This window comes from Cryobacterium sp. TMT2-18-2 (assembly GCF_004402245.1).
Taxonomy (GTDB): Bacteria; Actinomycetota; Actinomycetes; order Actinomycetales; family Microbacteriaceae; genus Cryobacterium; species Cryobacterium sandaracinum.
Map to the genome: position 1 here is coordinate 273555 of NZ_SOFU01000036.1, position 21744 is coordinate 295298.

Here is a 21744-nt window from a genome sequence, read left to right on the forward strand (position 1 = left end):
CGGGTACCCGATGCATCCCTTATGCCGTGGGGTCTACGGGATAAGCAGGGGCCGCAATTCCATGTCCCGTCCTAAGGAAACGGTTGGGGGTTCGAATCCCTCCAGGGGCACCACGAGTCATCCGTCGATGCCGACCGGCCAGCACATAGCCCGTGTGACGACGTTTCCACGGAGCGGTCGACTTCTTCCTTTAGAGACGGGGAAATTCGCGTTTCGTCACGGAAATAGTGTGATTGACCTGATGTGCAGAATTGGCTTGAAGTCCTTCCCGGAGTCAATGAAACTAATCGCACTCACTCAGCGGCGGCGCAACGGATGCGCGCACGAATCGATCGCTGGCGAAGCCGAGGAGAGCACCCACGGTTGGAAATAGCGCGCGCGAAAAAATGCGAGCGAGCACCGGCGCCTGACGATTCCCGCAAACCCGACTCGCTGAGCGAGATCGCCAAGCCGTCCTGGCGGTATGTGCTGCGCAAGACCCTGCGGGAGTTCACGGCAGACCAGTGCCCCGACCTCGCCGCCGCCCTCACCTACTACGCCGTACTGTCGATCTTCCCCGCACTGATTGCGCTGGTCTCGCTCCTGGTAGTGTTCGGTCAGGGTTCAAACTCGACGAACTCTATCCTGTCGCTCGTTGACGAGGTCGCGCCCGGCGACACGGTCGACACTCTGCGCGGCCCGCTCGAGCAGTTCAGCGCGTCGCCGGCGGCCGGCGTCGCCCTCGTCATCGGGATCCTGTTGGCGCTGTGGTCGGCATCCGGGTACGTCGGCGCGTTCAGCCGGTCCATGAACCGCATCTACGAGATCGACGAGGGCCGACCGTTCTGGAAGCTGCGCCCGATGCAGCTGGGCGTGACCGTGGTGTGCATCCTGCTGATAGTGGTGGCGCTTGTCGTTCTGATCGTGTCGGGTCCGGTCACCGATGCGCTCGGCAGCGCTCTCGGGTTGGGGCCGGTCGTCCAGTTCGTCTGGTCCGTCATCAAGTGGCCCATCCTGGCGGTAGCCGCCGTATCGATCATCGCAATCCTGTACTACGCAACTCCCAACGCCCAGCAACCCAAGTTCCGGTGGATCAGCCTGGGTGCGTTACTCGCATTCCTCACCTTGGTGATCTCCTCATTCCTGTTCGGCCTCTACGTCACCAACTTCTCCAACTACGACCGCACGTATGGTTCCCTGGCCGGTATCGTGGTGTTCCTGCTCTGGCTATGGATAGCCAACCTCGCCCTGCTCTTCGGTGCCGAATTAGACGCCGAGCTGGAACGGGGCCGTGAGCTGCAGGCGGGCATCGCCGCAGAAGAAGAACTTCAGTTGCCGCCGCGGGACACCCGCAAGAGCGACAAGGCCGCCGACAAGGTACGCGAGGACATCACGATCGGCCGACGTCTGCGGCTGAAAAGCAAGACGAGTGACGACCCCGAAGCGACGAAGCAGCAGTGAAAGCACTCACCAGGCGAGCCCCGAAAAAGGTCTAGATCACGGCGGTGACCAACCCCGAAATCCACAAGCCCACGAAACCATATGTGTCGTGGGAATGGAGGGCGTCTGGCCGGTGTGCACCTGGCGTTGGAGAAGAACCGACCGACCCGCTCGCCGTGGAGGACGTCGTCACCCACCGCCCTGCGTCCTGCGTTGTGCATTGCCGCCGGCGGTGCCAGTCTTGACGGATGCTGTTTCGGGGCCTTCCGGGATGAGCCACCAGATGAGGAGAACCGATGACCCTTTCATCCGATGAAGAGCTCGCCCTGGCCCAGTGGAGTCGACGGCTGACGCAGGCCCTGCAGCTCCTGGACCTCGAAGTCGACACCCAGGCGATCCTGCAGCTGGCCGAGGAATCACGGTCGGTGAGTCCCTCCGCCGGGCCCGTCAGTACCTTCATTGTGGGCTTCGCTGCCGGACAGGCAACCAATAGCGGCAAGAAGAACGTTCAGTCCGCCGTTGAGACCGCTCTGAAGAAGGTCCACGGGCTCGTGGCCGATGGCACTCAGGGCGGCCCGGACAACACGGGCTGGGTGGACTCAGCCCAGTAAGGGCGCTAGGCCGGAGCGACTGTCCCGGCACTGGTCGTCGCCGCCGGACCAGCCGGTTCAGGCACGGTCCCGGACGGCTTGAGGCGAACGATGACCGCCTTCGAGACCGGCGTGTTGCTGCCATCCGCGACGTGATCGAGCGGCACCAGGACGTTTGCCTCCGGATAGTAAGCAGCGGCGCACCCGCGTGGCGTCGGGTAGGAGACCACGCGGAACTTTCGCAGTACGCGCTCCTTGCCGTCCTTGTACTCGCCCACGATGTCCACCAGCTGCCCGTCGGCTAAACCGAGTTCGGTGATGTCTTCGGCGTTGACCATGATGACGTCGCGGCCCTTCCGGATACCGCGGTATCGATCGTTGAACCCGTAGATGGTCGTATTCCACTGATCATGGGAACGCAGGGTCTGCAGAATCAGGGTCCCCATGGGCCGTTCCACCGGCTCCAGGTCGTTCGCGGTCAACACGGCTTTGCCCGTGGGTGTGTTGAAGGTGCGGGAATCGCGCGGGCCGTTCGGCATGATGAAGCCGCCGTCTTCCCGGACCCGCTCATTGTAGTTCTCACACCCCTCCACGACCCGGGAAATGTGATCGCGGATCAAGTCATAATTCTTCTCGAAGCCGTCCCAGTCGGCGTTGATCCTGTCACCGAGGGTCGCTTTGGCAAGCCGAGAGATGATCGTGACTTCGGACAGGAGTGTGTGGGCCACAGGTTCCACACTGCCCCAGGACGCGTGCACCGCGCACACGGTGTCCTCGACGGAGATGAACTGCGTGCCGGTCTCCTGCACGTCGATCTCAGTCCGGCCCATCGTGGGCAGGATGAGGGCTGCTTTGCCGGTGACGGTGTGAGACCGGTTGAGCTTGATGGAGATCTGGGCGGTGAAGTCACAATTCTCCATCGCCGCTTCCGCTGCGTGTGTGTCCGAAATCGCCGCCACCAAGTTTCCACCGAGGGCCAGAAAGAACTTGATTTTTTCTTCCTGCATGCGACGGATCGTTTCCACGGCGTCGGCACCGTGCTGCCGCGGAGGTTCGAAGTCGAACTCCTTGCCCAGGGCGTCCATGAACGCCGGGGGCATCTGCTCCCAGATGCCCATGGTCCGGTCGCCCTGGACGTTGCTGTGGCCGCGGATCGGGGACGCGCCGGCCCCAGGCTTGCCGATGTTGCCGCGCAGCAGCAGCAGGTTGATGATCTCCTTGATGGTGGCGACCCCCTTCTTCTGCTGCGTGATACCCATGGCCCAGGTGATGATGACCTTGTCCGCCTTCAGGTAACGCTCGGCGAGCTCGTCGATTTCCTCGATCCGCAAACCGGTCGCCTCGAGCACCTCCTGCTCGTCGAGCTGAGCAAGGTGCTCTTTCAGGTCTTCAAGGCCTTCGCAGTGCTCCGCCAAAAACGTGTGGTCTAAGACCGTGCCGGGGTTCCTGGCCTCAGCCTCGAGTACCCGTTTGGAAACGGCCTGAAGCAGGGCCATGTCGCCGCCAAGCCTGATCTGCAGGAACTGGTCGGCCAATTCGGTGCCCTTGCCGACGACGCCGCGAACTGTCTGCGGATTCTTGTACCGCTTCAGCCCTGCCTCGGGAAGGGGGTTCACAGCGACCAGGGAGCCTCCATTGCGCTTGCAGGCCTCCAGCTCGTTGAGCATTCGGGGATGGTTCGTGCCCGGGTTCTGACCCATCAAAATTATCAGGTCCGCCGCCGCAAAATCGTCAAAGGTGACCGTTGCCTTGCCGATGCCAATCGTCTGGCCCATGCCCCAGCCGGAGGACTCGTGGCACATGTTCGAACAGTCCGGCAGATTATTGGTGCCGTAACCGCGCACGAACAGCTGGTACAGGAACGCCGCCTCGTTGGACGTGCGGCCGCTGGTGTAGAAGGCCGCGTCCTCCGGGGAGGCCAGGGCGTTGAGCTTCGTGGCGACCAGGTCGATTGCCTCGTCCCAGGGGATGGGGCGGTAGTGGTCCTCGCCGGCGGGCTTGTAAACAGGCTCGGTCAGTCGGCCCTGCATGCCAAGCCAGTACTCGCTTCGTCCCCGCAGGTCGCTCACGGAATGCTCGGCCCAGAAGTCAGGACCGATGACGACGGGAGTCGCCTCCCAGGTGACCGCTTTGGCGCCCTCCTCGCAAAATTCGAACGCCTTGCGGTGGTGCGGATCAGGCCAGGCGCAACTGGGGCAGTCGAAGCCCTTCTTCTGGTTCATGGCAAGCAATGTCTTCCGGGTGCGGTCGACACCCATGTGCTCGAGCGCCGGCACGAGGGAATGCACTACGCCGGGGATTCCTGCGGCCCATTCCTTGGGCTTACTGACCTCGAGTTGGCTCTCGTCGGCTTCCTCTATTTTCGGAGTCTTGCTCACCATGGCCATCTCCTTCAGATCCAGTGTCTCCGAAGGAGGGCCCCCGAAGGCGGGGTGCACCCCCGGATCAACAGTAATCACCTGACGAGGGTCATCGGAAAGGAATGCCACTTTTCGTCAGGCGAGTGTGCGTGGTCGTCGGCAGAGCGGGTGCCGTCGTGAAGCATGGAACTCAATCTCAGATAGCGTCGTTATGCACGATCACACCGCTCCGGTCGTCTCCGATGATGCAACGTCCCGGAGACGACCTCGTCTGGAGCACCTCATGATTTCCCCCCGCATCGCATTCGTCGACGTCGACGGCACGCTCATGGAGACGGGCTCGGTGATCGCGGAGTCGGCGATCGCCGCGGTGCGCGCCGCCCGGCACAACGGGCACCTGGTGTACCTCAGCACCGGACGGGCGTCCGTGGAGATCTACCCCGCGATCCGCGACATCGGATTCGACGGTTTCATCAGCTCCGGCGGCGGGTTCGCGGAGATCGGCGATGAGCTCGTGATCGAACGCACGATGCCCGAAGCGGCCGTGGCCCGGATGATCAGCTTCTATGAGGAGTCAGGGTACGACTTCTACTTACAGTCCTTTGACGAGCTGTACCCGAGCCCCGGCGTGCATGACCGCTTCGCGGAGTACTACGCGTCCGACGAAAAGCGGAAGACGGGAGCCGGCTATGCGACGGCATCCGTCACCGGTGCCGTCGCACACCCGGCGCTGAAGGCCTTCGTCGATGTGCGCCCCTTCAGTCTCACGGGCATCGCGAAGTCGGTGTTCCTCGCCGGCGACCTCCGGGCGTACGACCGGGTGTCGGACGCGCTCAGCGGAGACTTCCATGTCATCACCGGAACCATCCCGCACATGGGGCGCGGCAGTGGCGAGGTGACGTTGAATGGTGTGAACAAGGGCTCCACGATCCTGCGGCTCCTCGACCGGCTCGGCCTCGACGCGGCATCCGCCCTCGGCATCGGTGACAGCAGCAACGACATCGAGATGCTGCAGGTCTGCGGGGTCGGCATCGCCATGGGCAACGCCTCGGATGCCGTCAAGGCCTACGCCGACGAGGTCACCACCTCCGTGCAGGGCGACGGCGTCTGGAACGCCTTCCGCCGCCACGGTCTGATCTGACGCGTCGCGGCACCCATCGCCGGTGTCACCGTGCACGGACACCTCCCTGTTACCTGCGGGTTCTAAACTGGTGGCGCGCGGTGGCTGGCACCGCGACCTGGACGAGGAGCCTGCGTGACCCTGACCCCGATTGAGCCCGGCCAGGACGTGCTCGAGGCCGGACACCGCGCGGCACCGGCCCGAACCCTGGTCGACATCATGCTCGCGACCGCCGGCCGTCATCCGGGCGCGCTCGCCCTCGAAGACGTCGACGGGGCGATTAACTACCGGGACCTGGTGAGCCTGGTCACCGAGCAGGCGGAGCAGCTCAGTCGCCGTGGGGTGCGCCGCGGCGACACCGTCGGCATCCGGATCCCGTCGGGAACCCGGGAACTGTATCTCTCCATTCTGGCGACCCTCCTGGTCGGCGCCTCCTACGTGCCCGTCGATGCCGACGACCCCGAGGAACGCGCCCGGCTCGTCTTCGGCGAGGCCCGGGTCGTGGGCGTGATCGGGGCGCGCGGCGTGTTCGAAGTGCGCACCGGCATCGACGCGGAGATGTTCGCCGAACGGATGCTGGCGCCCGGGGACGACCTGGCCCTCGCCGGCACGATCGGCGCCATGCCGGCCCCCGACGACGATGCCTGGGTGATCTTCACCTCCGGCTCCACCGGGGTGCCCAAGGGGGTGGCGGTGACCCACCGCTCCGCCGCCGCGTTCGTCGACGCGGAGGCCGACCTGTTCCTCCGGTCCGACCCGATCGGTCCCGCGGACCGGGTGCTGGCCGGCCTCTCCGTGGCCTTCGACGCCTCCTGCGAGGAGATGTGGCTGGCCTGGCGGAACGGTGCCTGCCTCGTCTCGGCGCCCCGCTCCCTGGTGCGTTCGGGGGTCGACCTGGGCCCGTGGTTGATCAAGCACGGCATCACCGTGGTGTCGACCGTGCCGACCCTCGCGGCCCTGTGGCCGGAGGAATCGCTGGAGCGGGTGCGGCTGCTGATCTTCGGCGGCGAAGCCTGCCCACCCGAGCTCGCCTCGCGCCTCGCCGTGCGCGGCCGGGAGGTGTGGAACACGTATGGCCCGACCGAGGCCACCGTCGTCGCCTGCGCCGCCCTGCTCGACGGCCGCGGGCCGGTGCGGATCGGGCTTCCTCTGGCCGGCTGGAACCTTGCCGTGGTGGATGCCGCCGGTGCCCGGGTGGCCCACGGCGAGACCGGGGAACTCATTATCGGCGGGGTCGGGCTGGCCCGCTACCTCGACGCCGGCAAGGACACCGAGAAGTACGCCCCGCATACCGAGCTGGGCTGGCACCGCGCCTACCGCAGCGGCGACCTGGTGCGCTACGAGCGCGAGGGTCTCGTGTTCGTCGGCCGTGCCGATGACCAGGTCAAGCTCGGCGGCCGGCGTATCGAACTCGGCGAGATCGAGGCGGCCCTGCGCGCGCTCCCGGGGGTGGCCGGAGCGGCCGCGGTCGTGCAGAGAACCCCGGCCGGCAACCAGATCCTGGTCGGCTACCTGGCCCAGGTGGAGGGGGCCCTCTTCGACCGGGCGGCCGCCAACATCCGTTTGCGCGAAGAATTGCCGGCCGCGCTCGTGCCGCTGCTGCACGTCGTCGATGAGCTGCCCACGCGCACCTCCGGCAAGGTAGACCGCGGTGCCCTGCCCTGGCCCCTTCCCGCCACCGGGGGTGAGCAGGCGGAGACCTTCTCGCCGACGGCGGCGTGGCTTGCCGCCGGCTGGGCCGCCATCCTCGGGGTGTCGGCCGACGGCCCCGACGCGGACTTCTTCGCCCACGGCGGCGGGTCGCTCTCCGCGGCCCAGTTCGTGTCGACCATCCGCGAGCGGTTCCCCGACACCCGAGTCTCCGACATCTACGACTACCCCCGGATCGGTTCCCTCGCCGACGAGCTCGACGGACGCGCACCCGCGGCGGCGCGTATCGTGCGGGAAGTTCAGCCGGTGCCCCGGCGCAGCCGCCTCGCCATCACCCTGCTGGGAGTGCCGCTGCACGTGCTGGTCGGCGCGCGTTGGCTGGTCTACCTCGCGGCGGCGAACAACCTGCTTGCGGGCTGGGCAGGCGCCTCCTTCGCGCCCACCATCTCCTGGTGGTGGGTGGCGCTCGGGTTCGTACTCTTCGTCACCCCGCCCGGCAAGATGGCCATCTCCGTCGTCGCCGCCCGGCTGCTGCTGCGCGGCGTGGAGCCGGGCAATTATCCGCGCGGCGGATCGGTGCACCTGCGCCTCTGGCTCGCCGAACAGGTGGCACTTCTCTCGGATGCCGTGAGCCTGGCCGGTGCCCCCTGGATCAGCTACTACGCCAGGGCCCTCGGCGCCCGCATCGGCACCGACGTCGACCTGCATTCCCTGCCGCCGGTAACCGGGATGCTGGACATCGGTGCCGGGGCAGCCATCGAACCCGAGACCGACCTGTCCGGCTACTGGATCGACGGCGACGTGCTGCGCATCGGGCCGGTGCGGATCGGCGCCGGCGCCACGGTCGGCTCCCGCAGCGCACTGCTCGGCGGCGCCGACATCGGGCGGGGCGCCGTAATCGAACCGGGCTCGGCCGTCTCCGGACTGGTGCCGCCGGGTGAACGCTGGGCCGGGTCCCCGGCCGCCCGCATGGGCGCCGCCCGCGGCTCCTGGCCGGCCGAGCGCCCGCCGCGCGGGACCCGCTGGCTGACCGCCTTCGCGACCGGGGCCATCGCCATGACGGCCCTGCCCGCGATCGCGGTGCTTGTCGGTGCGCTCATCGTCGGGGCGTCCATCGGCGACGCCGCTACCCTGGCCGACGCGGCCGCGCGGGCCGCCCTGGCCATCCCGCTCGCGGTCGTGGCAGCCGGGCTGGTCTACGCGCTGCTGGTGCTCGGCTCCGTTCGGCTGCTCGGTGTGGGCCTGCGGGAGGGGTACTACCCCGTGCGCAGCCGGATCGGCTGGCAGGTCTGGATGACCGAGCGCATCCTCGATGGCGCCCGAACGCTCCTGTTCCCGATCTACGCGAGCCTGCTCACCCCGATCTGGCTGCGCCTGCTCGGCGCGAAGGTGGGCGCCGGCGTGGAAGCCTCCACCGTGCTTCTCATCCCCGCCCTGACGACCATCGCCCCGGCCGCGTTCCTCGCCGACGACACCATGGTCGCCTGTTACGAACTCGGCGGCGGCTGGCTGCACATCGGGCCGGCCAAGATCGGCCGCCGGGCGTTCCTCGGCAACAGCGGCATGGCGGGCGCGGGCCGCACGGTGCCGCGCAACGGGCTCGTCGCGGTGCTCTCCAGCACGCCGCGGAAGGCGAAACGCGGGTCGTCCTGGCTGGGCAACCCGCCCGAACGGCTGCGCCGCACCGTGACGGATGTCGACGAGGCCCGCACCTTCCACCCACCGGTCCGGCTCGTCACCATGCGGGCGCTGTGGGAGATGCTCCGGATCGTGCCGGTCATCGTCACGGTCCTGATCGCCCTCGGCGTGCTCGTCGCCCTTGATGCGCTCTGGCTCACGGTCGGCCTGGGGTGGACGATCGCGCTTTCGGGTCTGGTGCTGCTGGCCGCGGGGGCCGTCGCCGCCCTGGTGACCACGGCCGCGAAGTGGTTGCTGGTGGGCCGGATCGACGCCACGGAACATCCGCTCTGGTCGTCGTTCATCTGGCGCAACGAGGTGTCGGACAGCTTCGTCGAGATGGTCGCCCGACCCTGGTTCGCGGCGAAGGCGGCCGGCACGCCGGCACTCGCCGTGTGGCTTCGCACTCTCGGCGCGCATATCGGGTACGGCGTGTGGTGCGAGTCCTACTGGCTGCCGGAGGCGGACCTGGTGAGCATCAAAAACGGTGCGACCGTGAACCGGGGCTGCGTGGTGCAGACGCACCTGTTCCACGACCGCATCATGCAACTGGACAGGGTCACCCTGGCGGCGGGCGCCACGCTGGGGCCGCACAGCGTGATCCTGCCGGCTGCCGACATCGAGGAGGGCGCCACTGTGGGGCCTGCCTCGCTGGTGATGCGCGGGGAACGCGTGCCGGCCGGGTCGGTGTGGTCGGGCAACCCCATTTCGCCGTGGCGCCGTCTGCCGTGGCAGACTTGATGCCCACCATGCCTCGCACCCCACCACCCTCAGGCCCCGCTCATTGCCTCACTCAGAGCCCCACTCAGAGCCTCACCCCGCTGCCACCCACACCCGCGCTCGGCCCGGCCGGCGTTCGAGGGGCTCCGACCCACGGCGCCGCCACCGCGGGCGACCCGTACCTGCCGGGCAACGGGAATGGCGGTTACCTCGCCCTGCACTACGACCTGAACCTCGACTACCGGGTGGCCACCAATCAGCTGCGGGCCACGGCCACCGTGCAGGCCCGGGCATCGATGAGGCTGGACCGGTTCAGCCTCGACTTCGACGGTCTCACTGTGGACCGGGTCACCGTCGACGGGGTGCGGGCGCTGAAGGTGAGCCAGAGCGCGCGCAAGCTCACCATCACGGTGGTGGCGACGATCGAGGCCGGGGCGCTGTTCGAGGTGACCGTGCGGTATCGCGGCGCGCCGCATCCGTTGAAGAGCATCTGGGGCGAGGTCGGCTGGGAGGAACTCGACGACGGCGTGCTCGTGGCCGGCCAGCCCACGGGGTCGGCGTCGTGGTTCCCCTGCAACGACCACCCCAGCAACAAGGCCTCGTTCCGCATCCGGGTCAGCTGCGAGGACCCCTACACGGTCGTGGCGAACGGTACGTTGATCGCGCGCACGAGCCGGTCTGGCCGCACCAGCTGGACCTACGAGGTGAAGGAGCCGATGGCCACTTACCTGGCCACGGTGCTGATCGGCCGTTACCGGCGCGCCGACGCCGCCGCCGCCCCGGTGGCCCAACGCATCTTCTTCCCGGCAAACCTCGCTCGCGAGGTGGCGGTGGACTTCGCCCGACTTCCGGAGATGATCTCCCTCTTCGCCGACCTCTTCGGTCCCTACCCGTTCGACGCCTACTCGGTCGTGGTCACCGACGACGAGCTGGAGATCCCGCTCGAGGCCCACGGTCTTGCCATTTTCGGTCGCAACCACGTCGACGGTGCGCACGGCAGCGACCGGCTGATCGCCCACGAACTGGCCCACCAGTGGTTCGGCAACAGCCTGACCGTCGTGCGGTGGCAGGACATTTGGCTGCACGAGGGGTTCGCCTGCTACGCCGAGTGGCTGTGGGCGGAGGCCGGCGGTGGACCAACGGCCGATGCGAGTGCCGCCGTGCACCGGACCGAGATCGAGGCCTTGCCGCGGGACATCGTCATCGGCGAACCGGGGCCGCACGCCATGTTCGACGACCGGGTCTACAAGCGCGGCGCCCTGGCCCTGCACGCGGTGCGCCGGTCGCTCGGCGACGACGCCTTCTTCGGCGCCGTGCGCGCCTACACGCGGGCGCGCCGCCACGGGTGGATCTCCACCGATGACCTCGTCGAGTTCTTCTCCGTGCACACCGACAGCAGCGACATCCGACGCATCGTCGACCGCTGGATCTACCGGAGCGCCCTGCCCAAGCTCTAAGCCGGCGCGTTCGCGTCGTGACGGATGTCCGCGGCCGGCACCAGGCGAACGGTCGGCTCGCCCGAGGTGAGCACGCCCTCGGTGAGCACAGCCACTGTTCCGACCAGTCCCGGGCCGGGCTCGACGCCACGGAGCATGATCGCATCGATGGGGACGCGGGCCCCGTGCCAGCCAGCGAGGCGCGGTGCGTCCGGGCTTCGGCGGCCCGGCAGGGTGATGGTGAGGTCGCGGGGGTCCACCCGGAGCCCGTCGCCGGTGCACTTCAGTGCGGCCTCCTTCGCGGTCCACAGCCGGGCCCGCGCTTCGGCGGCGTCGACGCCCGACAGCTCGCCCAGGACGGCGAGCTCCGCCGGTCCGAACGCGACGGCGTCGAACCTGGCCCGGGAGACATCCGCGACGCTCTCGATGTCGATCCCGACCGGCCCGAGAAACGTCAGGGCGTACGCGACACACCTGCCGGCCCGGCTGAGGCTGACGTGCAGCGGGCGGGAGGCAGGGTGGGAGGCGGCGCGGGAGCCTGACGTGGTGCCCGGCGGAACCGCCACCTGGGGCCGGCCGTGGTCCCGGCCGTCGCAGTGCGAGCAGCGCCGGTCGATGCGCACGAAGAGTGGATCGACGCCGAGCACCACGGCGGCCGCGGCGGCCAGGAACCGGCGGTCTGCGGCATCCGTGGCCCCGCGGGGAGCGATGACGATGACGACGTCGTCACCGTCTGGTTCAGGGTTCACGCCCCCAACGTACCGCCCGCCGCCGCCGGTGCCGGTCAGCGTCGGGCGTTACCGGTGCGACACTGGTATCTGGTAGTTAGGGAGCGCGCGTGGCACTGATCGACAACGCTGTATATGTGAAGGGCCGCAGGGCCGCGAACCCGACGACGCTCGACGAGACCTATGAGGTGATGAAGGCCCACCAGGGCTTCGCCTGGATCGGGATGTACCGGCCCTCACCCGACGAGGTGCGCTCGGTCGCGGCCGAATTCAGCCTGCACCACCTCTCGGTCGAAGACGCGCTGAAGGGCCACCAGCGGGCGAAGCTGGAACGCTTCGACGACATCCTCTTCGTCGTGCTGCGTCCGGCCCGCTACCTCGACCAGGAAGAACGCGTCGAGTTCGGTGAGCTGCACGTTTTCGTGGGCCCCGACTTCGTGGCCACCATCCGCCATGCCGAGTCGCCAGACCTCGCACAGGTGCGCGAGCGCATGGAGAAGACGCCGGAGCTGCTGGCCCTCGGGCCGGAGGCCGTGCTCTACGCCATCCTCGACCAGATCGTCGACGAGTACGGGCCGGTCGTCGCCGGGCTGGAGAACGACATCGACGAGATCGAGGACCAGCTCTTCGACGGCGATCAGGCCGTCGCCCGGCGCATCTATGACCTCTCCCGGGAGGTGATCGAGTTCCAGCGTGCGACGCAGCCGCTCGTGGGCATGCTGGAGTCGTTGCAGAAGGGCTTCACCACCTACAACGTCCCCGCGGAGCTCAGCCACCACCTGCGCGACGTGCTCGACCACACCCTGCGGGTTGTCGAGCGCGGCGACGCGTTCCGCCAGCTCCTCGACAATGCCCTCACCGTGCACAGCACCCTTGTCACCCAGCGCCAGAACGAGGAGACCCGGCGGTTGTCCGAGACCAGCCTCGTCCAGAGCGAAGAGGTCAAGAAGATCTCGAGCTGGGCGGCCATCCTCTTCGCTCCCACGCTCGTGGGCACCATCTACGGCATGAACTTCACCCACATGCCCGAGCTCACCTGGGTGTTCGGCTACCCGTTCGCACTCGCCCTGATGCTCGCGATGGGCGTCGGCCTCTTCGGCGTCTTCAAGAAGAACGGATGGCTGTAGCCGGCGCCGGCTGGGCAGCACGCCAGGCATCGACCTCGGCAGCCAGGGCCGCCTTCTCCCCGTTCGTCAGGAACGACGCCTCGATCCCGTTCCGTGCGAGCAGGGCCAGCCGGTCCGGTCCCAGGCCGAACTCCGCATCGACCGCGGCCAGGTTGTCGTCGATGTAGCCGCCGAAGTAGGCCGGGTCGTCGGAGGCGATGCAGGCGAGCAGCCCGCGGTCGAGCATCCGCACGATGGGGTGATCGGCGAGGGTGTCGATCACGCGCAGCCGCACATTCGAGAACGGGCAGACCGTGAGCGGGATGCGGTCCCGCACAAGCCGGTCAAGCAGCACCTCGTCTTCCAGGCTGCGGATGCCGTGGTCGACGCGTTCCACCCCGAGCAGGTCGAGAGCCTGCCAGACGTAGTCGGGCGGTCCTTCCTCGCCCGCATGCGCCACGAGGCGCAAACCGTTCTCGCGGGCCAGAGCGAAGACCTCGGTGAAGAGCTCCGGGGGATAGCCGACCTCGGCCGAGTCCAGCCCGATGCCGTCGATCGGCACCCCACCGGCGAGAATCTCTCGAAGGATCTGCAGGGCCTCGGCGGGCGGACGGTCCCGGAGGAACGTCACGATTAGCTTCGTGCTGATGCCCCACTCGTCGACCGACCGGTCCAAGGCGTCGCGCACCCCCGCTAGGGCGGTGACCAGCGGGACGCCCCGGCTCGTGTGCGCCTGCGGGTCGAAGAAGAGCTCCGCGTGCCGCACCCCGGCCGTGCGGGCGCGGGCCAGGTAGGCGCGGGTCAGGTCGGTGAAGTCGATCCGTTCGCGCAGCACGTCCAGGGCCCGGTAGTAGAGGTTCAGGAACGACTGCAGGTCGGCGAAGTCGTACTGGGCGCGCAGCTCCGCCAACGACGCCCACGGCAGAGTCACCGCGTTCCGCGCGGCCAGCTCGAAGAGCAGCTCCGGTTCGAGGGTTCCCTCGATGTGCAGGTGGAGTTCGACGAGGGGGAGTTTCATTGCACCATTCTCGCCGAGGCGAGCCGAATCGCTGACGGCCGCACGCGGATCCGGAAGCCCCGCTTTAAGACAATTCGGGGCTGAATCCGTGCAATTCCGGGCCGCCTGCCGGGGAATCGGAGGGATTTGGCTTATGGTGTCGAGTGTGTGGCGCCTCGATAAGAAACTAGATGACGACGGCATCCTGACGGAGATTCAGGATGCTCCGCCCGCCGACCCGCACGATTCCGCGGCTCCGCACGCGGTCAGCTTGGGCGATCCGTCCCTCACCGTGGGCAATGTGGCCGACCCGGTCTGGCAGCGCTGGCGCGACGAACTCGCCGAAGTGGGCGGGCGTTCCCCGCTGCTGCACTTCAGCGACGGACCCCGCACGCGGATCGAACTGAGCGCCACCCATCCGGGCGGTCTGCCCCAGTTCATCACCGGCAAGACGGCTCTGCTCTCCAACCTGATCCGCGACGAGCTGGCCCTGCGCAACGCGCGTCTGGCGGCCGGCGAGATCACCCAGAAGGGCATCGAACTGCGCTCCATGCGCGGCATCGAATCGGTGCACCTGGCCATCGGCCTAGCCGAGTGGTGCCACAACGATGTCAATTACAGCGCACCCGTACTACTGCGCCCCCTCGCCATCCGCCGCTACGGCCGCGATTTCGAACTCAAGCTCAAGGGCCAGCCGTTCCTCAACCCGGAACTGGGCCGCGCGCTGAAGGACCAGTTCGAGATCGTTCTGGATGCCGATGCGTTCGTGGCGCTGGCCGTCACCAACGGCGCCTTCAAACCGCAGCCCGTGATCGACCGGTTGCGCGGCCTCACCTCGCACCTGCCCTGGTTCAACGTGGTACCGCGCCTCGTGGCCTCCGTGTTCGCCGACGTCGGCCGCGCTCTCGCCGCCGATGCGGCCAGTCTGGACCATCCGCTGCTCGACGCGATCGGTGGCAACACCAACGCCCGGCGTGCCATCGAGACCGCGTACAACCCGGTCGTCCCGATCGGTCAGGACTCCCGGCCACCGGCCACCGACATCCTTCTGCTTGACGCCGACTCCGAGCAGGAGAACGTCGTCGCGCAGATCGCGGCCGGCAACTCGCTCGTCGTGAAGACCCTTCCCGGCACCGGAGGCACGCAGACGATTGTGAACGCGATCGGCTCGCTCATCGCTCAGCACAAGCGCGTGCTCGTTGTCAGCGCCCGCCGCTCCAGCCTCGACGGTATCGCGCACCGCCTAGTGCAGGTCGGGCTGCCCGGGGTCGCCGTGACCCCCCGCACCCTGCGCCGGGACCTGATCCAGTCGATCACCCGCAACGAGAAGGCCACCCAGCCCATGGTCGGCGACGTCGACGACGCGCTCGTGCGCCTGCGCAAGGTGCTGCTCGACTACCGGTCGGCGCTCACCCGCCGCGACCCGGCGCTCGGGGTGTCCGTTCTCGACGCCCTCGGTGAACTGGCACGCCTCGCGCAGCTGCCCTCACCTCCCTCGACCACGGCCAGGCTCGACCGACGCGCGCTCGAACGCCTGGCGCAGGGTCGGCCGACCGCCGCCGCCACCCTGATCAAGGCGGCTGCACTCGGTGAATTCCGCTACGGACCCGGCGACTCGCCCTGGTACGGAGCCTCCTTCACCTCCACCGCGGACGCCTCGGCGGCGCACCAGCTGGCCAAACGGGTCAACCAGATCGAACTCCCGCGCCTACTCGAGCGTGCCGCCGGACTCGTCGGCCAGACCCGACTGCGACCGTTCGAGACCATCGCCGAGCTCGGCGTCTACCTGCGGCTGCTGCTCGACATCCGGGAGACGCTCGACAAGTTCCAGCCGGCTGTCTTCGACCGGTCCCTGACCGAACTGATCTCCGCGACCGCGTCTCGCCGGGAGTCGCCCGAGATGACCGGCGCGAACCGTCGCCGTCTGCGCAAGCTCGCTGTGGAATACCTGCGCCCCGGCGTGCACGTGAGCGACATGAACGAGAGCCTGCGCCGCATCCAGCAGCAGCGCACCCTGTGGCAGCGCTTCGTAGTCGCCGGCGTCACCCCCGAGGTGCCCGTGGGTATCTCGGATGTGCACGTGGCCTACCAGCGCGTCTCGGAAGACCTCGCGAGCCTCGACATTCCGCTCGGAGCGGCCGGAACCACCCGTCAGCTGTCGAACCGCCCGGTGAAGGAGCTCATTTACGTGATCTCCGGCCTGGCCGCCGAGAGCGAGGTACTGGCGAACCTGCATGAGCGCACCGCGCTGCTCGCGACTTTGCGCGCGCACAATCTCGACCCGCTGATGACCGACCTGTCCCAGCGACACGTGTCCGAGAGAGACGTCGCCGACGAGCTCGAACTCGCCTGGTGGCAGTCCGTGCTCGAGAGCATGCTCAGCGGCGACAAGGCCCTCCTGAACGCCAACACGCAGGTTCTCGACCGGCTCGAGGCCGACTTCCGCCTGGTCGACGAGGCGCACGCCTCGACCACCGGGCAGCTCCTCGCCTGGCTGCTCGCCGAGACCTGGAAGATCGGCGTCGTCGACTGGCCCGAGGAGGCCGACAACCTCAGGCGCCTGCTGCGCGCCGACCGGGCCACCCCCACCCGCCTGCACAAGGCCGCCCCACACCTGGGCCGCGTGCTCGCCCCGGTCTGGCTGGCCTCGCCCTACGAGGTGGCGGCACTCGACGACCAGATGAGCTTCGACACCGTACTGCTCGTCGACGCCGGCGCCACCACCCTGGCCGAGAACGTCGGCGCCATCCGTCGCGGCCGGCAGATCGTCGCGTTCGGCGACCCGGTCACGCAGACACCGTCGTCGTTCGAGACCGGCATCACGGCCGCCGCCGACGACCGCGTCGAGCAGGAGACCAACGTCGACGCCCTGCACGCCGACTCGGCCCTGGCCCGCCTCGGCGAGCTGCTGCCGACCCTGACCCTGACCCGCAGCTACCGCGCCGGCGGCGAAGACCTCGCGGAACTCGTCAACCACCGCTTCTACGGCGGACGCATCGACTCACTGCCCTGGGCGGGCAGCTACCTCGGGCACGGCAGCCTCACCATCAACTACGTGGCCGGCGGGCACGGCATGCCCGACGCCGACTCCGGGGCCGTGGAAAGCGTCGACGCCGAGGTGGCCAAGGTCGTCGAACTCGTCATGGACCACGCCGTCAAGCGCCCGAAGGAATCACTCATGGTCATCACGGCCAGCGCGCGGCACTCCGTGCGTGTGCACCAGGCCGTGCTGTCCGCCTTCTCCAAGCGCACCGACCTCTCCGACTTCATCCTGAAAGACCGGGCCGAGCCATTCACTGTGCTCACCCTCGAGCAGGCCGTGGCGCAGAGCCGCGACCGGGTGATCTTCTCCATCGGCTACGGCCGCACCCCGCACGGCCGTCTCCTGACGAACTTCGGTTCGCTCGGTGAACCGGGCGGCGAGCGGCTGCTGGCCATCGGCATGACCCGCGCCCGCCGGGCCATGGACATCGTCTCCTGCTTCCGCCCCTCCGACATCGACGAGGATCGCCAGCGCCACGGCATCCTCGCGCTCTCGCAGGTACTCAGTGAGACCGAGGCGCGCCGCAATGAGGCACAGGTTCCCGACGTGAGCGAGGCAATGCTGGTCGACCTGGCCCGCCGCCTGGAACGGCTTGGCCTCACCGTGTCGCTCGGCCACCGCGGCAAGCTGGCCCTCGCCGGCTCGCACGCGGGCCGTGCCGTCGTCGTCGAAACGGATGCCGTCGTCGGCCGGTCGAGCCTGCGCGAGTCCCTGAGGCTCCGCCCCGAAGTGCTGCGCCGCCTCGGCTGGCACTACCTGCGGGTGCACAGCTTCGAACTCTTCAGCAACCCGGACGCGGTGGCCGCCCGCGTGGCGGCACTCGTCGGCCTGTCGGTGCCGTCGGCGGCTGCCGGATCCTCCGCGCATGGCTCGGCCGCGCAGGGTTCGACGGGGCATGGTTCGACGGGGCATGGTTCGACGGGGCCAGGTTCGACGGGGCGTGGTTCGTCCGGTCCGGTGCGCCGACCTGGTGCCTGAGCGCGGCGTACCCGAGCGGGATGGTCTCGACGAGTTCGACCACCGGGACAAGGTCGGCCACCTGGACGCATCCGTCGTTCCCCGGCAATTCGTCGTCAAATCGGCCGGCACGTCCCGGCGTGCTCGGCTGACGCCCGCGCCCGACACCGACCCTGATCCGCACCCACCGGTTCTGCGCGAGGAGGGCGGCATCGTGCCCGCCGATCCCACCGGACCGGGAACCCGCGGCGTCAACGACGAACGGCTCCGTCAGGACCGCCCGCCGCACTGGTAGCCGAAGGGACGGAGTTGGTGACTGCCGTGGATGAGTGAGGCCTCATCGTCGTGGGCGATGGACCCGCCGAGCCCGAGCCCGAGTCCGTGTGTGTGTGTGTGTGTGTGTGTGTGGCTAACTCAGGACATCCGCCGGCCGCATTCACGAGCCGCCGCGGAGCAGTGCGGAACCGGCGCGGATGCCCGACCCGGCCGGACGGATCTCCTGAGTTGGCCACGACCCCTGCCCGCTGTGCAGCAGCGCTTGTACCGTTCGGTATCCGCCACACGCTCCGGACGCGGCCTTCCACCTGTACTGAGCAGCGTCAACCGGGGCCGGTCAGATTTGGTTTGCCGAGAGCGGTAACCAGGCGATGAGGCCTCAGCCAGCTAGAGCGTGTGCTTCGAGCCCTGGTCGAGCGTCGCGCCGGCGGCCAGCAGGTCGCGGATCTCGGTCAGGAGGTCGAGTTCCGTTGTGGGGGCGGCGGCATCGGCGGTGGAGGGAATCCCGGCTGCACGGCGACGCTCCTGCGCGTGCTTGAGGTGGTTGAGCGGCATCACGAAGACGAAATAGACGACGGCCGCGACCAGCAGGAAGTTGATGGCCGCGGCGAGCACGAGTCCGAACGACAGACCGCCCCCGCCGGGAAGGCCGATGACCATCGCCTCCGCCAGGCTCTCCGAGTCGAAGATCGCCGCGATCAGCGGGTTGAAGATGCCCGTGACGATCGCGCTGACCACCCCGGTGAACGCCGCGCCGATGACCACGGCAACAGCAAGCTCGATGACGTTGCCGCGCATAATGAATTCTTTGAAGCCCTGAATCATGGTGATACTCCGGTGAGGTCTCGGCGCCGGGACAGGCGAGTGGTGTGCTGGTGTGCTGGTGTGCTGACGCTCTGACGTGCTGGGGCTAGGAGGCCTTCGCGGCGGGCGCGGGCGCGGGTGTGTTACTGGTGCTGGTGCTTGCGACTTTTCTCGGGCCGGAACTGTCTCTCGCGGGGGCCGCGGACTTCTCGCTGGAGGAGCCGGAACCGGTGCCGGAATCGCCCGACTTCGCGTCTGAGCTCTTGTCTGACTTTTTGTCTGGGGTCTTCGACGAGCGCTCGAGCGAGCGCTTCGCATCCGACCGGGCGTCGTTGCTGTAGAAGCCGGAACCGCTGAAGGTCACGCCGATGGACGAGAAGACCTTGCGCAGCTTGCCGGCACAGGTCGGGCAGGTGGTGAGCGAGTTGTCGGTGAATGCTTGCTGGATGTCGAACGCGGTGTCGCACTCGGTGCAGCGGTAGGAATAGGTAGGCACTGGAACTCCGATGGGGGACCGGCCCACGGGCCGGAATCTCCGATTATGAAATGGCTTTCGCTGAACAGGAAGTAGGGGGCGGGCCGATCAGAACGCGATGATGCGCGTCGGGGTGACCAAGCCGTCGACCGGCTGGTCGTGAACCTCGCGGGGCACCTCGTCGACGTATTCGTTCTCGAAGACGACGGCATACACCGGCGGGCACTTCTCCATCGAGCCTAGGGTCTTGTCGTAGTAGCCGCGACCCCAGCCCATGCGCAGGCCGGTTGCATCGACGGCGGCGGCCGGCACGATGATGAGGTCAACGTCATTGATCGCGATCGGGCCCAACAGGCTGCCGCCTGCCTCGGGGGCGCCCGAGAGACCCTCGAATTCGGTCTGGTCCTCGCCGACGGTCCAGTCGAGGAGTCCGTCATCGCGGGATACCGGAAACAGCACCCGGATGCCCTGGGCCTCCGCCCAGTTCACGAACGGGCGGGTGTCCGGTTCGTTGCGGGAGGACAGATAGCAGGAGATGGACCGGGCCGACAGATCCAGGGTGATGCTCTGCAGATTCTGGGTGAATCCGGCCGTGGCGGCATCCCGCTCGACCGAGGTCAGGTTCTGGCGGCGCTCCCGCAGCTCGGCGCGAAGCGCGCGCTTTCGGTGACCGATATCGGAATCCATATATCTCATCCTAGATGCCGATATCGTAGGGACCATGGGGACATCAATTACCAAAGCCGTCATTCCTGCTGCAGGACTGGGCACTCGTTTTCTTCCGGCCACCAAGGCCATGCCGAAGGAGATGCTGCCGGTCGTCGACAAACCAGCGATCCAGTACGTGGTGGAGGAGGCCGTGGCCGCGGGCCTGACCGACGTGCTGATGGTCACCGGGCGCAACAAGAACGCGCTGGAAAACCACTTCGACCGCATGACCGAACTCGAGGCGATCCTGAAGAAAAAGGGTGACCACAGCCGACTGGAGAAGGTCAACCACGCCACCGACCTGGCCGACATCCACTACGTACGCCAGGGTGACCCGCTGGGCCTCGGCCACGCGGTGCTGCGGGCCAAGATGCATGTTGGCAACGAACCGTTCGCGGTGCTGCTCGGTGACGACATCATCGACGAGCGCGACCCGCTGTTGGCGAAAATGCTCGCCGAGCAGGGCACGCGCAATACCAGCATCATCGCCCTGATGGAGGTGGAGCCCTCCCAGATCCACCTCTACGGAGCGGCCGCGGTCGAGGCCACCGACGATCCCGACGTGGTGCGGGTCACCGGGCTGGTCGAGAAGCCCAGCACCGAGGATGCCCCGTCGAACCTGGCCATCATCGGCCGCTATGTGCTACGCCCCGAGGTCTTCGAGGTGCTCGAGCGCACCCAGCCGGGCAAGGGTAACGAGATCCAGCTCACCGACGCGCTGCAGGAGATGGCGCTGAACCCGGCCACCAGCGGCGGCGTGTACGGGGTCATTTTCCGCGGCCGCCGCTACGACACCGGCGACCGCCTCGACTACATCAAGGCCATTGTGCAACTTGCCGTCGACCGCGAGGACCTCGGACCGGACCTGCGGCCCTGGCTGCACGAGTTCGTCGCCACTCTCGACTAGAACACGCGCGGTAGATTAAGGAAACACCATTTCGGCACTGAGTAGACGGGCACACTGTGGCGATCGCAATACCGACGCTTCATGAGGGTCCCGTCACACTGCGACCGATTCGATTGCGCGACGACCGCAACCTCGACCGTTCCCTGATGGAAAACCGGGGCTGGCTGCGCACCTGGGAGGCCACCAGTCCCTATGCGCCGATGTCCTTCGACACCCGCGCCAGCATCCGCAGCCTGCTTGCGCACTCACGTGTCGGCAGCGGGCTGCCGTTCCTGATCGAACACCAGGGCGAGCTGGCCGGCCAGCTCAACGTGTCGTCGATCACCTGGGGCTCCCTGTCGTCGGCCACCATCGGCTATTGGGTGGGCGAGGAATTCGCGGGGAAGGCGATCACGCCCACAGCCGTAGCCCTGGCCACCGACTACTGCTTCGGCCAGCTCGGGCTGCACCGCATGGAGATCTGCATCCGACCCGAGAATGTGCCCTCGCTGCGGGTCGTCGAGAAACTCGGCTTCCGCTACGAGGGTCTGCGCCGCCGGTACATTCACATCAACGGCGACTGGCGCGACCATTTTTGCTTCGGGCTGGTGGCCGAAGAGGTGCGCCAGGGCGTGCTGCATCGCTGGCAGTTCGGCCAGGTGCCGGCCGACGCCGCCCGGGTGACGGACGTCGATCGGGCCGCGGCCGCGCATCCGTTGACGGTGAGTGACCGATGAGTGCGGGAATTGCCCGTGACACACCCTCGATAATCATCACCGCGTGGCTACGGCC

16 protein-coding genes are annotated in these 21744 nt (G+C 67.9%); 10 read left to right on the plus strand and 6 right to left on the minus strand.

What is annotated here, in order from left to right:
- Positions 1 to 363 precede the first annotated feature (363 nt).
- Both E3O22_RS12450 and E3O22_RS12455 read left to right on the plus strand, forming a co-directional pair.
- Positions 364 to 1440 (plus strand): YihY/virulence factor BrkB family protein, encoded by a 1077-nt coding sequence (locus E3O22_RS12450; RefSeq protein ID WP_134394976.1) that lies wholly within the window; start codon positions 364 to 366, stop codon positions 1438 to 1440.
- 275 nt (positions 1441 to 1715) lie between these two features.
- Positions 1716 to 2030 (plus strand): DUF6457 domain-containing protein, encoded by a 315-nt coding sequence (locus E3O22_RS12455; protein ID WP_134394975.1) that lies wholly within the window; start codon positions 1716 to 1718, stop codon positions 2028 to 2030.
- Positions 2031 to 2035: 5 nt separating this feature from the next.
- Here the strand turns inward: E3O22_RS12455 and E3O22_RS12460 are convergent, their stop codons facing one another.
- Entirely contained in the window at positions 2036 to 4390 is a 2355-nt protein-coding gene (locus E3O22_RS12460) for an FdhF/YdeP family oxidoreductase (RefSeq protein WP_134394974.1), read from the minus strand.
- Positions 4391 to 4652: 262 nt separating this feature from the next.
- Between E3O22_RS12460 and E3O22_RS12465 the strand changes: the two genes are divergently transcribed.
- From E3O22_RS12465 to E3O22_RS12475, 3 genes are all read left to right on the plus strand, one after another.
- On the plus strand, positions 4653 to 5510 hold the full coding sequence (locus E3O22_RS12465; protein WP_166784641.1) for a Cof-type HAD-IIB family hydrolase: 858 nt from the start codon (positions 4653 to 4655) through the stop codon (positions 5508 to 5510).
- Positions 5511 to 5624: 114 nt separating this feature from the next.
- Positions 5625 to 9557 (plus strand): Pls/PosA family non-ribosomal peptide synthetase, encoded by a 3933-nt coding sequence (locus E3O22_RS12470; RefSeq protein WP_370448411.1) that lies wholly within the window; start codon positions 5625 to 5627, stop codon positions 9555 to 9557.
- Complete coding sequence (locus E3O22_RS12475; RefSeq protein WP_241976634.1) at positions 9557 to 10993, plus strand: M1 family metallopeptidase; 1437 nt, start codon at positions 9557 to 9559, stop codon at positions 10991 to 10993. Before E3O22_RS12470 ends, E3O22_RS12475 begins: the two co-directional genes overlap by 1 nt.
- On the opposite strand, the gene E3O22_RS12480 is transcribed toward E3O22_RS12475, so the two are convergent.
- Entirely contained in the window at positions 10990 to 11721 is a 732-nt protein-coding gene (locus E3O22_RS12480; protein ID WP_166784642.1) for a 4'-phosphopantetheinyl transferase superfamily protein, read from the minus strand. The two genes, E3O22_RS12475 and E3O22_RS12480, sit on opposite strands and share 4 nt — an antisense overlap.
- Before the next feature lie 89 nt (positions 11722 to 11810).
- Between E3O22_RS12480 and E3O22_RS12485 the strand changes: the two genes are divergently transcribed.
- Positions 11811 to 12827, plus strand: coding sequence for a magnesium and cobalt transport protein CorA (locus tag E3O22_RS12485; protein WP_134394971.1), 1017 nt, complete (start codon positions 11811 to 11813; stop codon positions 12825 to 12827).
- Here E3O22_RS12485 and E3O22_RS12490 read toward each other — a convergent pair.
- Positions 12805 to 13824, minus strand: coding sequence for an adenosine deaminase (locus E3O22_RS12490; protein ID WP_134394970.1), 1020 nt, complete (start codon positions 13822 to 13824; stop codon positions 12805 to 12807). The genes E3O22_RS12485 and E3O22_RS12490 overlap by 23 nt on opposite strands.
- Before the next feature lie 133 nt (positions 13825 to 13957).
- Between E3O22_RS12490 and E3O22_RS12495 the strand changes: the two genes are divergently transcribed.
- Together E3O22_RS12495 and E3O22_RS12500 are read left to right on the plus strand one after the other, a co-directional pair.
- Complete coding sequence (locus tag E3O22_RS12495; RefSeq protein WP_241976635.1) at positions 13958 to 17824, plus strand: AAA family ATPase; 3867 nt, start codon at positions 13958 to 13960, stop codon at positions 17822 to 17824.
- A complete protein-coding gene (locus E3O22_RS12500; protein WP_241976636.1) occupies positions 17787 to 18098 on the plus strand; it encodes a hypothetical protein in 312 nt (103 codons plus the stop codon). Before E3O22_RS12495 ends, E3O22_RS12500 begins: the two co-directional genes overlap by 38 nt.
- A gap of 368 nt (positions 18099 to 18466) precedes the next feature.
- Here the strand turns inward: E3O22_RS12500 and mscL are convergent, their stop codons facing one another.
- From mscL to E3O22_RS12515, 3 genes are all read right to left on the minus strand, one after another.
- Positions 18467 to 18904 (minus strand): large conductance mechanosensitive channel protein MscL, encoded by a 438-nt coding sequence (mscL, locus tag E3O22_RS12505; protein ID WP_134394969.1) that lies wholly within the window; start codon positions 18902 to 18904, stop codon positions 18467 to 18469.
- 85 nt (positions 18905 to 18989) lie between these two features.
- Positions 18990 to 19379 carry an FmdB family zinc ribbon protein gene (locus tag E3O22_RS12510; protein ID WP_134394968.1) on the minus strand — a complete coding sequence of 130 codons (390 nt, stop codon included), beginning with the start codon at positions 19377 to 19379 and terminating at the stop codon, positions 18990 to 18992.
- An 87-nt stretch (positions 19380 to 19466) separates the two neighbouring features.
- Positions 19467 to 20045 carry a 5-formyltetrahydrofolate cyclo-ligase gene (locus E3O22_RS12515; RefSeq protein WP_134394967.1) on the minus strand — a complete coding sequence of 193 codons (579 nt, stop codon included), beginning with the start codon at positions 20043 to 20045 and terminating at the stop codon, positions 19467 to 19469.
- Positions 20046 to 20079: 34 nt separating this feature from the next.
- Between E3O22_RS12515 and galU the strand changes: the two genes are divergently transcribed.
- Positions 20080 to 20973, plus strand: a complete 894-nt coding sequence (gene galU / locus E3O22_RS12520; RefSeq protein WP_134394966.1) for a UTP--glucose-1-phosphate uridylyltransferase GalU — start codon at positions 20080 to 20082, stop codon at positions 20971 to 20973.
- Between the two features lie 56 nt (positions 20974 to 21029).
- Positions 21030 to 21689 (plus strand): GNAT family N-acetyltransferase, encoded by a 660-nt coding sequence (locus E3O22_RS12525; RefSeq protein ID WP_134394965.1) that lies wholly within the window; start codon positions 21030 to 21032, stop codon positions 21687 to 21689.
- Positions 21690 to 21744: the final 55 nt, after the last annotated feature.

Bases quoted from the DNA above. Each gene is read 5' to 3' on its own strand.
- E3O22_RS12515 (WP_134394967.1), bottom strand. From the start codon at position 20,045: ATGGATTCCGATATCGGTCACCGAAAGCGCGCGCTTCGCGCCGAGCTG.
- E3O22_RS12460 (WP_134394974.1), bottom strand. From the start codon at position 4,390: ATGGTGAGCAAGACTCCGAAAATAGAGGAAGCCGACGAGAGCCAACTC.
- mscL (WP_134394969.1), bottom strand. From the start codon at position 18,904: ATGATTCAGGGCTTCAAAGAATTCATTATGCGCGGCAACGTCATCGAG.
- E3O22_RS12465 (WP_166784641.1), top strand. From the start codon at position 4,653: ATGATTTCCCCCCGCATCGCATTCGTCGACGTCGACGGCACGCTCATG.
- E3O22_RS12475 (WP_241976634.1), top strand. From the start codon at position 9,557: ATGCCCACCATGCCTCGCACCCCACCACCCTCAGGCCCCGCTCATTGC.
- E3O22_RS12490 (WP_134394970.1), bottom strand. From the start codon at position 13,824: ATGAAACTCCCCCTCGTCGAACTCCACCTGCACATCGAGGGAACCCTC.
- galU (WP_134394966.1), top strand. From the start codon at position 20,080: ATGGGGACATCAATTACCAAAGCCGTCATTCCTGCTGCAGGACTGGGC.
- E3O22_RS12455 (WP_134394975.1), top strand. From the start codon at position 1,716: ATGACCCTTTCATCCGATGAAGAGCTCGCCCTGGCCCAGTGGAGTCGA.
- E3O22_RS12495 (WP_241976635.1), top strand. From the start codon at position 13,958: ATGGTGTCGAGTGTGTGGCGCCTCGATAAGAAACTAGATGACGACGGC.